The organism is Enterobacteriaceae bacterium Kacie_13, from assembly GCA_013457415.1.
Classification (GTDB): domain Bacteria; phylum Pseudomonadota; class Gammaproteobacteria; order Enterobacterales; family Enterobacteriaceae; genus Rahnella.
This window is the reverse complement of sequence record CP045665.1, coordinates 1,253,903-1,268,156: the sequence shown is the minus strand read 5'-3', so window position 1 is coordinate 1,268,156 and position 14,254 is coordinate 1,253,903. Positions and strand designations below refer to the sequence as shown.

The 14,254-nt window shown below is 56.0% G+C and carries 14 protein-coding genes; 10 read left to right on the top strand and 4 right to left on the bottom strand.

What is annotated here, in order from left to right:
- Nucleotides 1-193 precede the first annotated feature (193 nt).
- The gene (ppiB, locus tag GE278_05735; protein QLK60305.1) at nt 194-688 is read left to right on the top strand and encodes a peptidylprolyl isomerase B; all 495 of its coding nucleotides are present in this window, start codon (nt 194-196) and stop codon (nt 686-688) included.
- Nucleotides 689-714: 26 nt separating this feature from the next.
- Nucleotides 715-1,437: a UDP-2,3-diacylglucosamine diphosphatase gene (lpxH, locus tag GE278_05730; GenBank protein ID QLK60304.1), complete on the top strand. Its 723-nt coding sequence runs from the start codon at nt 715-717 to the stop codon at nt 1,435-1,437.
- On the opposite strand, the gene GE278_05725 is transcribed toward lpxH, so the two are convergent.
- Nucleotides 1,421-2,053: a tRNA-(ms[2]io[6]A)-hydroxylase gene (locus tag GE278_05725; protein ID QLK60303.1), complete on the bottom strand. Its 633-nt coding sequence runs from the start codon at nt 2,051-2,053 to the stop codon at nt 1,421-1,423. The genes lpxH and GE278_05725 overlap by 17 nt on opposite strands.
- 198 nt (nt 2,054-2,251) lie before the next feature.
- Between GE278_05725 and purE the strand changes: the two genes are divergently transcribed.
- Together purE and purK are read left to right on the top strand one after the other, a co-directional pair.
- Nucleotides 2,252-2,761: a 5-(carboxyamino)imidazole ribonucleotide mutase gene (purE, locus tag GE278_05720; protein QLK60302.1), complete on the top strand. Its 510-nt coding sequence runs from the start codon at nt 2,252-2,254 to the stop codon at nt 2,759-2,761.
- The gene (gene purK / locus GE278_05715; protein QLK60301.1) at nt 2,758-3,822 is read left to right on the top strand and encodes a 5-(carboxyamino)imidazole ribonucleotide synthase; all 1,065 of its coding nucleotides are present in this window, start codon (nt 2,758-2,760) and stop codon (nt 3,820-3,822) included. The genes purE and purK overlap by 4 nt, the downstream gene beginning before the upstream one ends.
- Nucleotides 3,823-4,041: 219 nt before the next feature.
- On the opposite strand, the gene GE278_05710 is transcribed toward purK, so the two are convergent.
- Together GE278_05710 and GE278_05705 are read right to left on the bottom strand one after the other, a co-directional pair.
- Nucleotides 4,042-6,474: an FtsX-like permease family protein gene (locus tag GE278_05710; protein ID QLK60300.1), complete on the bottom strand. Its 2,433-nt coding sequence runs from the start codon at nt 6,472-6,474 to the stop codon at nt 4,042-4,044.
- Nucleotides 6,471-7,157 carry an ABC transporter ATP-binding protein gene (locus tag GE278_05705; protein QLK60299.1) on the bottom strand — a complete coding sequence of 229 codons (687 nt, stop codon included), beginning with the start codon at nt 7,155-7,157 and terminating at the stop codon, nt 6,471-6,473. The genes GE278_05710 and GE278_05705 overlap by 4 nt, the downstream gene beginning before the upstream one ends.
- Here GE278_05705 and tesA point away from each other — a divergent pair.
- From tesA to GE278_05680, 5 genes are all read left to right on the top strand, one after another.
- Nucleotides 7,125-7,757, top strand: a complete 633-nt coding sequence (gene tesA, locus GE278_05700; GenBank protein QLK60298.1) for a multifunctional acyl-CoA thioesterase I/protease I/lysophospholipase L1 — start codon at nt 7,125-7,127, stop codon at nt 7,755-7,757. The genes GE278_05705 and tesA overlap by 33 nt on opposite strands.
- Before the next feature lie 121 nt (nt 7,758-7,878).
- On the top strand, nt 7,879-8,655 hold the full coding sequence (locus GE278_05695; GenBank protein QLK60297.1) for an SDR family oxidoreductase: 777 nt from the start codon (nt 7,879-7,881) through the stop codon (nt 8,653-8,655).
- Nucleotides 8,656-8,760: 105 nt separating this feature from the next.
- The gene (locus GE278_05690; GenBank protein QLK60296.1) at nt 8,761-9,618 is read left to right on the top strand and encodes a tetratricopeptide repeat protein; all 858 of its coding nucleotides are present in this window, start codon (nt 8,761-8,763) and stop codon (nt 9,616-9,618) included.
- Between the two features lie 244 nt (nt 9,619-9,862).
- On the top strand, nt 9,863-10,783 hold the full coding sequence (locus GE278_05685; protein ID QLK60295.1) for an SPFH/Band 7/PHB domain protein: 921 nt from the start codon (nt 9,863-9,865) through the stop codon (nt 10,781-10,783).
- A complete protein-coding gene (locus GE278_05680) occupies nt 10,783-11,238 on the top strand; it encodes an NfeD family protein (protein ID QLK60294.1) in 456 nt (151 codons plus the stop codon). The genes GE278_05685 and GE278_05680 overlap by 1 nt, the downstream gene beginning before the upstream one ends.
- A 2-nt stretch (nt 11,239-11,240) precedes the next feature.
- On the opposite strand, the gene cueR is transcribed toward GE278_05680, so the two are convergent.
- Entirely contained in the window at nt 11,241-11,642 is a 402-nt protein-coding gene (cueR, locus tag GE278_05675) for a Cu(I)-responsive transcriptional regulator (protein QLK60293.1), read from the bottom strand.
- 90 nt (nt 11,643-11,732) lie between these two features.
- Between cueR and copA the strand changes: the two genes are divergently transcribed.
- On the top strand, nt 11,733-14,252 hold the full coding sequence (gene copA, locus GE278_05670; protein QLK60292.1) for a copper-exporting P-type ATPase CopA: 2,520 nt from the start codon (nt 11,733-11,735) through the stop codon (nt 14,250-14,252).
- Nucleotides 14,253-14,254 lie beyond the last annotated feature (2 nt).

Below are 14,254 nucleotides of genomic sequence, written 5' to 3'. Positions count from 1 at the left end.
GGTTAGGCGCTTTCGCGACACTTCGGCTCATAATATAACGAAAACGCCTTCACCGAAACGGCATAAGGCCGCCGGACGGGCTTTAGTCGTCACAAACCGTCTGCTGACGGCAACTTTTGAGTTATGGTATAAGAAAAGGCTATAGTAGCGACTCTTACTAAGAGCACACATCAACATAAGCAGGATGATTAATATGGTCACTTTCCACACCAACCACGGCGACATCGTAGTAAAAACTTTTGCTGACAAAGCGCCCGTAACGGTTGAAAACTTCCTGAACTATTGCCGTAAAGGCTTCTACGACAACACAATTTTCCACCGTGTTATCGACGGTTTCATGATTCAGGGCGGTGGTTTTGAGCCAGGCATGAACCAGAAAAATACTGATGCTCAGATTAAAAACGAAGCAGACAACGGCCTGAAAAACACCAAAGGCACGCTGGCGATGGCACGTACCAACGATCCGCATTCTGCTACTGCACAGTTCTTCATCAACGTGACTGATAACGACTTCCTGAACCACAGCGGCAAAAATGCGCAAGGTTGGGGCTACTGCGTATTCGCAGAAGTGGTTGAAGGTCAGGACGTGGTTGATGCGATCAGAGCGGTTAAAACCGGTCGCAGCGGCATGCACCAGGACGTTCCAAAAGAAGATGTTGTGATCAAAAGCGTCACAGTCAGCGAATAACCGACGTTTTTAAAGAACGCGTCGGAATGACCACGTTTTTTATCGCAGATATTCATCTTTGCGCACAGGAACCGGCAATTACTGCCGGTTTTCTGCGTTTTCTACGCGAAGATGCGCCGCAGGCCGACGCACTGTACATTCTCGGTGACTTATTCGAAGCCTGGATTGGTGACGATGATCCTGAACCGTTACACGCGCAAATCTCTGCGGCGTTAAACCACCTCCACCAGCAAGGCGTGCCCTGTTTCTTCATCCACGGCAACCGCGATTTTCTGCTCGGCAGACGTTTCGCGCGCGACAGCCTGATGACGCTGCTTCCGGAAAAGAAAGTCCTCGAACTCTATGGTCGTCGCGTGCTGATCCTGCACGGTGACACGCTGTGTACCGATGATATCCCCTATCAGAACTTCCGTAAAAAAGTACACAATCGGCTAATCCAAAAACTGTTCCTGCTGTTGCCGCTGAAATGGCGTCTGGGCATTGCCGCCAAAATGCGCGCCAACAGCAAAGCCTCGAATCAGGGAAAATCACTGGCGATTATGGATGTAAATCCTCAGGCTGTGGTCAGTGAAATGCAGGCGGCAGGCGTGGAATGGATGATTCACGGCCACACTCATCGCCCCGCGGTCCACGACGTACCGCTCGGTGAGAAAACCGGCCACCGCGTGGTGTTAGGTGCATGGCATGAAGAGGGATCGATGGTCAAAGTGACTGCTGAAAACGTGGAACTGGTCAGCTTCCCGTTTTGAGACTGCACACGGGTGTTCCGCTGTGAAAGCGGAACTGCTCATCTGGCGATAAAATTAACTCCGCTTCAATCCTTCCGAAAAATTCCACCCTATCGCTGATATCCGTGCCGGCATACTGCTCCGCCAGCGCCAGATAATCGGCGAAGTGCCGTGATTCCGAGCGCAAAAGCGACGTGTAAAAACGCGACAACGTTTCATCCAGATGGGGCGCGATTTTAGCGAAACGCTCGCAGGAACGCGCCTCGATATAGGCGCCGATAATCAGCCGGTCCACCAGAATGTTCAAATCGTCGTGATGCCGGGTGTGTTTGATCATTCCGCTGGCGTAACGCGACGGAGAAAGTGGGGTATAGGTGACATTACGCTTTTGCATGATTTCCACCACCTGTTCGAAATGGTGCAACTCTTCGCGCGCCAGCCGCGCGGCACAAAATAATAATTCGGTACGGTCGAGGTATTTGGTCATCAGGCTCATCGCCGTGGCCGCCGCTTTCTTTTCGCAATTGGCGTGGTCAATCAGCATCACCGCCTGATTTTCCAGCGCAACATCCACCCAAAGAGCCGGTGTTTTACAGTGCAGAAAATCATAAATCGGTGCCAGTAAAGTCTGCGTCATAAATCAGTTTCCCGTCGGGTACGTTAAAAACAGAGTGGTGGGGATTATACAAATCTGCCGACAACTTCTCAGCAAAAAAGCACGGTTCTCCGGCGACGCAACCGTTTTCCTTGCTTCATGAGCGTGATATCATTTGCGCCCTCTCCGCCAGAACCAGTCCTCTGGCGATGCTTGCATAATCACAGGAGCTATACAGACATGTCATCCAACGTTACCCCGGCAAAAATCGCCATCGTTATGGGGTCTAAAAGTGACTGGGCGACCATGCAGTTCGCCGCCGAAGTGCTCACAACGCTGAATATTCCTTTTCATGTCGATATCGTCTCCGCTCACCGTACGCCGGATAAATTGTTCACCTTCGCGGAACAAGCTTCGGCCAACGGGTTTGATGTAATCATCGCAGGCGCAGGCGGCGCGGCACATCTGCCGGGCATGCTGGCCGCGAAAACACTGGTGCCGGTACTGGGCGTGCCGGTGCAAAGTGCTGCGCTGAGCGGCATCGACAGCCTGTATTCCATCGTACAAATGCCGCGGGGTATTCCGGTGGGTACGCTGGCTATCGGCAAAGCGGGTGCCGCAAACGCTGCCCTGCTCGCCGCACAAATCCTGGCGCTGCACGATACTCAGATCAGCAAAAATCTGGCCGCATGGCGCAAAGCACAAACCGATGAAGTCCTGAACAACCCGGACCCGCGGGAGGAAGCATGAAGCCGGTCTGCGTACTCGGAAACGGTCAGTTAGGCAGAATGCTGCGTCAGGCGGGCGAACCACTGGGGATTGCCGTTTATCCGGTAGGTCTGGATGCTGAGCCGGAAGCCGTGCCTTATCAGCAAAGCGTAATCACCGCTGAAATCGAACGCTGGCCTGAAACCGCGCTGACCCGCGAACTGGCGACGCATACCGCGTTCGTCAACCGCGATATTTTCCCGCGTCTGGCCGATCGTCTGACGCAAAAGCAGCTGCTGGACCAGCTTGGGCTGGCCACCGCGCCCTGGCAGTTACTGGCCGATGAAGCCGAATGGCCGCAGGTTTTCTCACAGCTCGGTGAACTGGCGATTGTAAAACGTCGCGTCGGCGGTTATGACGGCCGCGGCCAATGGCGTCTGCGTTCAGGTGAAGAAGCCACATTGCCGAAAGACTGCTACGGAGAATGCATCGTCGAACAGGGCATCCATTTTTCCGGCGAAGTATCGCTGGTCGGTGCGCGCGGGCACGATGGCAAAACTGTCTTTTATCCGCTCACCCACAATCTGCATCAGGACGGTATTCTGCGCACCAGCGTGGCACTGCCGGAGCCCGACGCCGCGCTGCAACAGCAGGCGGAAAGTATGCTGTCGGCAATCCTTAATGAACTGAATTATGTCGGCGTGATGGCGATGGAGTGTTTTGTGGTCAGCGAAGGTTTGTTGATAAACGAACTGGCTCCACGTGTACATAACAGCGGGCACTGGACGCAAAACGGCGCATCTTACAGCCAGTTTGAAATGCACCTGCGGGCGATCCTTGGCCTGCCGCTCCCGAAACCTGTCGTCAGTACGCCGTCGGTGATGGTCAATCTGATTGGGACGGATGTCGCTGCGCAGTGGCTCAGCCTGCCGCTGGTGAACCTGCACTGGTACGAGAAAGAAGTACGTCCCGGACGTAAAGTAGGACACCTGAATCTCAACGACGCCAGTGCCAGCCTGCTGAAAGATAACCTGTCTGCACTGATCCCGATGCTCCCGCAAGAGTACGCCAGCGGTATTGAATGGGCGATTGAGAAGCTGTGATTTGAGCACCTCCCGCTAAAAAGGAGATGCTCTGGTGACCTAAATAATTCGAGTTGCTGTTCAAAAGGCTTCAGCCTTTTGAACAGCACATGTGCTGGCCCAACGGGGCGAGGCTCTGCCGAGTAACGCAGCAAGTAAAGAAATCCCGATGAGCTTACTCAGGTAAGTGATTCGGGTGACTGAACGCAGCCAACGCTCCTGCGGCTCGAAGTATGGCGGTTACGCGTCGTATTGCCTGAACAACGCCCTTCCCCGCAGCAACCGCACACCCAGCCAGCCGCCGCAGACCGAGAGCAGCAACGCGCTGACTACCGGCACGGCAATCCACATCAGGTAATTCGGCTCCCAGGGGAAATCGAACACTTTGCGCTGCAACAGCCATAATGCCGCTTCCGCCCCGATGGCCGCCGCGATACCGGCGACCAGCCCGAGTACCGCAAATTCACACCACAGCGTGCGATGCAGCATTTTTTTGCTGGCGCCGAGCGTGCGATAAACGATCAGCTCCTGACGGCGCTGGCGCATCCCAACCTGAATTTGTGCCAGCAGGAGCAGCCCACCGCACAGCATCACCAGAATCACCATCACTTCCAGCGCCCTGCTCACCTGCTGCAGAACCTGTCCAATCTGACGCAAAATCGAGCCGATATCCATCATACTGACCGTCGGGAACTGGCGGTTGAACTGCGTGATCGTGCTGTCGTCGCCGTGATAGCGGAAGCTGGTCAGCCAGCTTTGCGGCTGGCCGTCGAGCGCGCCCGGCGGGAAGATGAAGTAGAAGTTCGGCTTCAGACTGTCCCAGTCCACTTTACGCAGACTGGTAATTTTGGCGCTGAAATCCTGTGTATCACCGTTAAAAGTCACGGTATCACCGAGCTTCACGCCCAGACGCCCCGCCAGCCCTTCATCGATCGACACTTCACCGACTTTCGGCGGCCCGTTGCCTGCGACCAGCGGATTGTGATCCGGCAGGCCTTCCATCCACGTCAGGTTCAGCTCACGGTTTACCGCCTCACCGCCCGCATCATCAGGTTTGATGATGTCGGTGGCAATCTTGTCGTTAATTTTGGTCAGACGCACACGCACGATCGGATAGAAGGTTTCCGGCTCGGCTTTATGCTGATGCAGAAAATCCGTCACCTGCGGGATTTGCTCTTTGGTGATGTTGAGCAGGAAATAATTCGGGCTGTCCGGCGGCAGCTGTTGCTCCCAGCGATCCAGCAAGTCCCCGCGCATCACCAGCAACAACGCCAGCAACATAAACGACATTGAGAACGCCGCCAGCTGGCTCAGCGTTACCCACGGCTGGCGCAGCAGACGGTTAACCGCCAGACGCAGAGGAAGCTGGCGGAACGTCAGGCGGCGCAGTAATAACAGCGCGCCCCAGCCGATAACCCCCAGTAACAATGACAGCACCAGCACGCCCGCCAGCAGTGACCAGAGCAGCGAACTTCCGCCCATCAACGCCGCCAGCAGCCCGACGACGACTAACACCATTACCGGCAGGAAATAGCGCAGCGGCCAGACGTTGGCGACCACGTCGTTACGCAACACGCGCAGCGGCTGAGTCGCCAGCAGCTGGCGGTAAGGACGAATGCCGATCAGCAAGGAGATCACCACCATCGCGCCCATCGACCACACCCACGGCCAGACGCCAGCAGGCGGAAGCGCCGCAGGCAGAACCGGAGCCAGTACCTTCATCAGCCCCGCTTCAAACGCCAGCCCGACCAGGCTGCCGCAAATACCCGCCAGTACCATCACCGCTAGCCACTGGCCGATGATCAACCTGCGCAGCGCCTTCTTCCCCGCGCCGAGCGTTTTAAGCACCGCCACCAGGTCGTAACGGCTGCGGCAATAATGTCCCATCGATACGGCTATCGCGGCAATCGACAACATCAGCGTCAGCAATGCCGAGAGCGTGAGGAACTGCTGTGAACGTTGCAAGGATTTGCCCAGCGCGCCGTCGGAATCTTCCATGCCGGTCCAGCGCTGATCGGGTTTCAGCAATCCTTTAATGGCGTCGCCGTAGCTCTGAATCGCCTCAGGCGTTCCGGCAAACATATAACGATAGGTCAGACGGCTGCCCGGCTGGACTGCGCCGGTTTTCGGCACATCGTCCAGATTCATGATCACACGCGGAGCCGTCTGGAACGGATTAAAACCCGAGTCCGGCTCCTGCACAATCACGCCGGCGATTTTCAGCGTGGAATCGCCGACGTCCAGATTGTCGCCCACTTTCACGTTCAGCAATGCCAGCAGACGCGGCGCGACCAGAACAGTGCCCGGTTCCGGTTTCAGCCCGGCCGGTTCTGTCTGTAATGCGCCATACAGCGGATAGGCCAGATCGGTCGCTTTCACGGATGCCAGCTGCGGGGTATTTTCGGCAAAGGTCATGGTCATGAAAGAGAGCTGACGGCTGACTTTCAGCCCCTGCTTTTCCGCGTCCTGCAACCAGGCTTCGGTAATCGGATGCGCAGAGCGCAGCACGCGGTCACCGACGATAAATTCGCGGCTTTGCTGGCTCAGCCCTTTATCCATACGGTCACTGATACTGCCGAGCGCCAGCACACAGGCCACCGCCAGCGTCAGTGCCAGCCAAACGATCAACAACGAAGGTGAACGCCATTCACGCCAGAACCAGCGCCAGATCATGCTTCCTCCCACAACTTACCGTCACGCAGACGCAAACGCCGCTGGCAGCGCGCCGCCAGTTGCTCATCATGGGTGACCAGAATCAGCGTGGTGGCCGCATCGCGGTTCAAAGAGAACAAGAGATCCATGATGCGCTCACCGGTGGCGCGATCCAGATTGCCGGTGGGCTCATCTGCGAAGAGTAATTTCGGCTTGCCGATAAATGCCCGTGCCAGCGCCACACGCTGCTGCTCTCCGCCTGAAAGCTGTGCCGGAAGATGATGTAAGCGCCCGCCCAGCCCGAGACTTTCCAGCAACTGCACAGCCTGCTGACGGCTGTTGCTGTCACTTTCACCGCGCAGCAACGCCGGAAGCTGAACGTTTTCCAGCGCGTTCAGCGTCGGCACCAGCATGAAAGACTGAAACACGAAGCCAACATTTTTGGCCCGCAGCGCGGCGCGGCCCTCTTCGTTTAGCGAACGGAGAGATTTGCCAAGCAGCACCACATCACCGCTGGTGCCGTCGTCCAGTCCGGCCAGAATGCCCAGTAATGTGGATTTACCGGAACCCGACTCGCCGATCAGCGCAATTGTCTGCGCCGGTTTGACAACCAGCTCCACACCGGACAGGATGGTTAGCTGTCCTTCACCCTGACCGACGTGCTTATTAAGATGATGAACTTCAAGAACGTTTTCCGCTGGCATCTCCCCTTCCTTATGTTGTTAGGATTATTGAGTTTTCGCGCCGTTGCTGCTGATAACTTGCTGATTATTGGCGACAGTTTAAGTGCTGTCTATCGCCTTCCGGTAGCCGAATCCTGGCCGTCACTGCTAAATAACAAATGGCAAAAAGAAGGGAATAAACCCAACATTATTAACGCCAGCATCAGCGGCGATACTGCCGGACAAGGGCTGGCGCGACTGTCTGCGCTGCTGCAACAACATCATCCGCGCTGGGTGCTGATCGAACTGGGCGCCAACGACGGACTGCGGGGATTCCCGCCGCAAACCATCTCACAAACGCTGACACAGATTATCAGCCAGATAAAACAGGCCGATGCCCAACCGCTGCTGATGCAAATTCGCCTGCCGCCAAACTATGGCCGACGCTACGGTGATGCGTTCTATGCCATTTATCCGGCACTGGCGAAGCAGGAAAACGTGCCGCTGGTGCCATTCTTTATGGAACAGGTCGCCGCGAAGCCGGAATGGATGCAGGACGACGGTTTACATCCTGCGCTGGCCGCTCAGCCGTTTATCGCCGACTGGATGGCTGAGAAACTCGCCCCGCTGCTGAGCAATTAGGTTTAAAATACGATAAATAAAATAATACCGGGACGTGAGTAAAACCAAGACGTTACCTTTTTCACCCGACTCCCTAGTAAATCACAGCTATAAAAAATAGGGACACCTCACAGGTAAAGTTATGCAAAAAGCAGTATTAATCACCGGCTGTTCCAGCGGTATTGGGCTGGTGGCGGCGCAGGACTTGCGCAGCCGCGGTTATCGGGTGCTGGCCGCCTGCCGGAAAGCGCAGGATATTGACACGCTTGAGCAGATGGGTTTTGAAACCCTCCAGTTAGATCTCAATGATGAAAATAGCGTCGAACGGGCCGCTGCCGAGGTCATTGCGCTGACCGGCAACCGCCTGTATGGCTTGTTCAATAACGCCGGATATGGCGTTTACGGCCCGCTTAACAGCATTAGCCGGGCACAGTTTGAGAAGCAATTTTCCACTAACCTGTTTGGCACCCATCAGCTGACGCAACTTTTACTGCCCGCCATGTTGCCGCATGGCGAAGGCCGTATTATCCAGACCAGTTCCGTTATGGGGCTTATCACCACGCCACGACGGGGCGTCTATGCCGCGAGTAAATTCGCGCTGGAAGCCTGGTCCGATACGTTGCGCATGGAGCTGCATGGCACAGGCATTCAGGTCAGTCTGATCGAGCCAGGCCCTCTGAGCAGCAATTTCACCGCCAATGTGAATCAGTCGCAGGCCGATCAGCCAGTGGAAAATCCGGGGATCGCGCGACGTTTTACGCTCAAACCGGAAGCAGTTTTGCCAAAACTGCACCATGCTTTAGAAAATCCGCGCGCACGGCTGCGTTATCCGGTCACGCTGGTCGCCCATGCACTGACCGTGCTCAAACGACTTTTGCCTGGCCGCTTGCTGGATAAAGTTTTACGCGGAAACAGCTAACTTAAATCGGAGGGGTTGAAGCCGCGATTGCCCGCCCCCATTTGTTTATTAATACTTTAATTTTATATACCCAAAATATGAAGGGTATAGCGAGAGAAAGAATTCATGCTTGCACAACCTACTATCATCGATATCGACGAAACCAACTTGCAACAGGCGCTGGAGCAATCCATGTCTGTGCCGGTGATGTTCTACTTCTGGTCCGAACGCAGTCAGCACTGCCTGCAACTGGGGCCAATTCTCGACAGACTGGCCGCCGAATATGCCGGTCAGCTCATTCTGGCGAAGGTCGATTGCGATGTGCAACAGATGATCGCCCAGCAGTTTGGTCTGCGTTCCATTCCTGCGGTTTACCTGTTTAAAGACGGGCAACCAGTGGATGGTTTTCAGGGACCGCAACCGGAAGAGGTGATCCGCGAATTGCTGCAAAAAGTCCTGCCAAAAGAAGAAGAGCTTAAATTGGCTCAGGCGCAGGAATTGCTGCAGGACGGTAAAGCGCAGGAAGCGCTGCCACTGTTGAAAGACGCGTGGCAGTTGAGCAATCAGCGCAGCGATATCGGCCTGCTGCTGGCGGAAACACACATTCATCTGAACCGCATCGACGACGCCGAAGCGGTGCTGGCAACCATCCCGTTGCAGGATAAAGACTCCCGTTATCAGGGATTGATCGCCCAGATCGAACTGCTGAAACAGGCGGCGGATACCCCTGAGATTCAACAGCTTCAGATGGAACTGTCAGGCGATCCTGATAACGCCGAGCTGGTCGTTAAACTTAGCCTGCAACTGCATCAGGTGGGACGTAACGAAGAAGCACTGGATTTGCTGATGGCTCCGCTGAAGAAAGATTTAGGGGCTGCCAACGGTGCAGCGCGTAAAACGCTGATGGATATTATGGCCGCTCTGGGCACCGGCGATGCGCTGGCCGCAAAATATCGCCGCCAGTTATATTCTCTGCTGTACTGATTGATCAGAAAGTAACGAATTAAGACTCCCGGCGCACACCGGCTTCCCCCAGCCAGTGTGCGCTTTTTTTGTGCCCTTTTTCCTGTCTTTTTCCCTCTGAACTATCCTTTATTAATACGATGACTCGTGTAAGTGTGCGACAATTGATCTCGCCTCTTACCCTTTGGTAAACGCGCAGGGACTTGTTTTATCGGGATATTCCAGCCGGAATATTCAGGACACAGTTTTACAGGAGTTTTATACTATGTTTGATCTCATCCCCATCCCCATTATCATTCTGATCGTACTGGCACTGCTGGTGGTTTACGCCGGGATCAAAATCGTGCCACAAGGCTACCAGTGGACCGTAGAGCGCTTTGGCCGTTATACCAAAACACTGATGCCTGGGCTGAACCTGGTCGTGCCGTTTGTTGACCGCGTTGGCCGCAAGATCAACATGATGGAGCAGGTTCTGGATATTCCGTCTCAGGAAGTTATTTCCCGCGATAACGCCAACGTAGCCATTGACGCAGTCTGCTTTATTCAGGTCATCGACCCGGCGCGTGCCGCCTACGAAGTCAGTAATCTGGAACAGGCCATCGTCAATCTGACCATGACCAACTTCCGTACCGTTCTGGGTTCGATGGAACTCGACGAGATGCTGTCACAGCGCGACAATATCAACGCACGTTTGCTGCATATCGTCGATGAAGCTACCAATCCCTGGGGCGTGAAAATCACGCGTATCGAAATCCGCGACGTGCGCCCACCGGCAGAACTTATCTCCGCGATGAACGCACAGATGAAAGCTGAACGTACCAAGCGTGCCGATATTCTCGAAGCAGAAGGCGTGCGTCAGTCGGCTATTCTGCGCGCTGAAGGTGAAAAACAGTCGCAGATCCTCAAAGCAGAAGGTGAGCGTCAGTCGGCCTTCTTACAAGCGGAAGCGCGTGAACGTGCAGCCGAAGCCGAAGCGCAGGCAACTAAAATGGTGTCCGAAGCCATCGCTGCGGGGAGTGTCCACGCCATCAACTACTTTGTGGCGCAGAAATATACCGACGCACTGACCAAAATCGGTTCCGCTAATAACAGCAAAGTGATCATGATGCCACTGGATGCCAGCAGCCTGATGGGCTCGATTGGTGGTATCGCCGAATTATTGAAAGAAACTAAAGGCGGCAAATAATGCTGCAAAACCTGATGGCAACGCCGCATCTGTTCTGGCTGTCGCTCGGCGGCCTGTTACTGGCTGCTGAACTCGTCGGGGCGAGCGGTTATTTGTTATGGAGCGGCGTGGCGGCGGCGCTGGTAGGGTTAGTCACATGGATCCTGCCGCTGCCCTGGGAATGGCAGGGCGCGGCGTTTGCCGTGCTCACCATTATTGCGGCGTGGCTGTGGTGGAAATGGCTGAATCAGCGCGTGGATAAAAACGGCGGCAACGCGTCGCTTAATCAACGCGGCCAGCAGCTGGTAGGCACTTACGCCACCGTGATAGAGCCACTGGTGAATCACTTTACGCGGGTAAAAATCGGTGACAGCAGCTGGCGCGCCATCTGCACCTCGCCGTTAAGCGTTGGTGACGAAGTGATTATCACCGGCGTCGAAGGCGCGACGCTGCGGGTGGAACCTCACCCCCGCTAATCCTAATGGCTGTGGCAACAGCCGCTGAGATTGTCGATGATCGGGCAGTTAGCACCGTCATCCCCCGGACAAGACTCCGCCAGCGTCAGAAGGCGCTGATGCATGACTTTCAGTTCTTCAATGTGCCGCGCAATTTCCGCGGCCTTTTCCAGCGTCCGCGCTTTCACATCGGCACTGTGGCGCTCGGGGTTATGGAAAAGTGCGACTAACTCCTGACACTCCTCCAGCGTAAATCCAACCTGCCGCGCCTGACGCAGAAGCGTCAGTTCTTCAATATGTTTTTGCGCGTAACTGCGATAACCATTTTCGGCGCGCATCGGCGCAGTCACCAGCCCCTTCTCTTCGTAAAAACGAATCGCCTTGCTGGTCAGCCCGGTTTTTTTTGCCACATCACTGATATTCATTTTGACTCCTTGACCTTCCCCTTGCTGGAAGGTTTATCCTCTATAACTAATGAAAGTTGACCATCGGGTCAAGACAAAAAGGAAATCATCATGACAACGACCGTTTTATCCCTGCAAGGTTTGTCCTGCGGACACTGTGTCGCTTCGACGCGTAAGGCGCTGGAAGCGGTGGAAGGCACCACGGCTGTGGAAGTTTCACTCGACAAAGCCATCGTTGAAGGCGACGCCAGCAGCCAGAGTCTGATCGACGCTGTGGTGGACGCCGGCTATGAAGCACAAGTGCTGGAGGATCCATCCCCAAAATCTGAGCCGCTGACCGATAAGGCGACTGTTTTGCCGGAACCCCTGTCAGCGGCTGTCTCACCCGTTCCGGCACACATTCCTGCCACTGATGACAGCGTACAGCTGTTGCTCAGCGGAATGAGCTGCGCCAGCTGTGTCAGTAAAGTACAGCGGGCGCTGGAAGGCGTGACCGGCGTCGAACGGGCGCGGGTTAATCTGGCAGAACGCAGCGCGCTGGTCAGCGGCGACGTGGATCAGGAGGCGCTGATTGCCGCCGTTGAACGTGCCGGTTACGGCGCTGAAATTATTATTGATGAAACTAAACGCCGCGAGCGTCAGCAGCAAACCGCGCGCAGTAGCATGATCCGCTTCAGCTGGCAGGCCGCCATCGGTCTGGCTGCCGGTATTCCGCTGATGCTGTGGGGGCTGCTCGGCGGCGAAATGATGGTCACCGCAGAGAGCCAGACCGGCTGGCTGATTGTCGGCGTTCTGACGCTGGCTGTCATGGTGGTCGCGGGCGGACATTTCTATCGCAGCGCATGGAAAAGCCTGATGCACGGCAGCGCCAACATGGACACGCTGGTATCACTCGGTACTGGTGCGGCGTGGGCGTTCTCCTTCGCCGTCAGCCTGTGGCCGGACGCCTTTCCCATGCAGGCACGCCATCTTTATTATGAAGCCAGCGTGATGATTATCGGCTTAATCAATCTCGGCCATGCGCTGGAACAACGCGGGCGCCAGCGCTCTTCTCAGGCGCTTGAACGTCTGTTAGATCTTACCCCGCCGACCGCCCGCGTAGTCACAGAACAGGGCGAACAATCCATCCCGCTGGCGAATGTTGAGCAAGGGATGACACTGCGCCTGACCACCGGAGATCGTGTGCCGGTCGACGGAGAAATCCAGAGCGGCGAAGCCTGGATGGATGAGGCGATGCTGACCGGCGAACCTGTCCCGCAACAGAAATCGCAGGGAGAAAAGGTACATGCCGGGACACTGGTGAAAGATGGCAGCGTGCTGTTTCGCGCAGACGCCATTGGCAGCCAGACTACGCTTTCCCGCATCATCAAGCTGGTGCGCGAAGCGCAAAGCAGTAAGCCTGAGATCGGTAAACTCGCGGACAGAATCTCTGCTGTGTTTGTCCCTGCCGTGGTGTTGTTCGCGCTGTTCAGTGGGGCTATCTGGTACTTCTTCGGACCGCAGCCGCAGCTGATGTACACGCTGGTAATCGTCACTACGGTGCTTATCATCGCCTGTCCTTGTGCGCTTGGGCTCGCCACGCCGATGTCGATCACCGCCGGTGTCGGGCGGGCGGCGGAGTTTGGCGTACTGGTGCGTGATGCCGATGCGCTGCAAAAAGCCAGTACGCTCTCGACGCTGGTCTTTGACAAAACCGGGACGCTGACCGAAGGCCAGCCGAAAGTCACCGATATCCATACTTTTGGCGGTATCAGCGAATCCGAAGCGCTGCGTTTTGCTGCAGCGCTGGAACAGGGCTCCCATCATCCGCTGGCGCAGGCGATTGTTGAAAAAGCGCAAGATCAGGCCATTCCCGACGTGCAGAACTTCCGCACGCTCGGCGGTCTGGGCTTACGCGGCGACGTCAACGGCAAAACGCTGCTACTGGGCAATCAAGCACTCATGGAGGAAAACGGTGTTAATGCTCAGGTGACTGAGGCATTGCTCAATGAGATGATGGAGCAAGGCGCAACACCGGTTCTGCTGGCGGTGGACGGGCAGATGGCGGCGTTGTTCGGACTGCGCGATCCACTGCGCGAAGACAGCGTCGGGGCATTGCAGCGTCTGCATCAGCTCGGCTATCAGTTGGTGATGCTGACCGGCGACAACCTGCGCACTGCGCAGGTGATTGCAGCGCAGGCAGGTATCGATACGGTAATTGCAGGCGTGCGGCCAGACGGTAAAGCAGACGCCATTAAAGCATTGCAGGCCAAGGGGCAGCAGGTTGCGATGATTGGGGACGGGATTAACGATGCGCCAGCGTTGGCACAAGCGGATGTCGGAATTGCGATGGGCAGCGGCAGCGACGTAGCGATTGAAACCGCCGCCATCACCCTGATGCGCCCGAGCCTGCACGGCGTCGCCGACGCACTGGCGATGTCGCAGGCTACGCTGCGCAACATGAAACAGAACCTGCTTGGGGCATTTATCTACAACGTGATTGGTATCCCCATCGCCGCCGGTGTGCTTTATCCGCTGACCGGCACCCTGCTCAGCCCGGTGATTGCCGGAGCGGCGATGGCGCTCTCTTCCATCACCGTGGTGGCGAACGCTAACCGCCTTTTACGCTTCACGCCTAAAAAACAGGCCTAAAA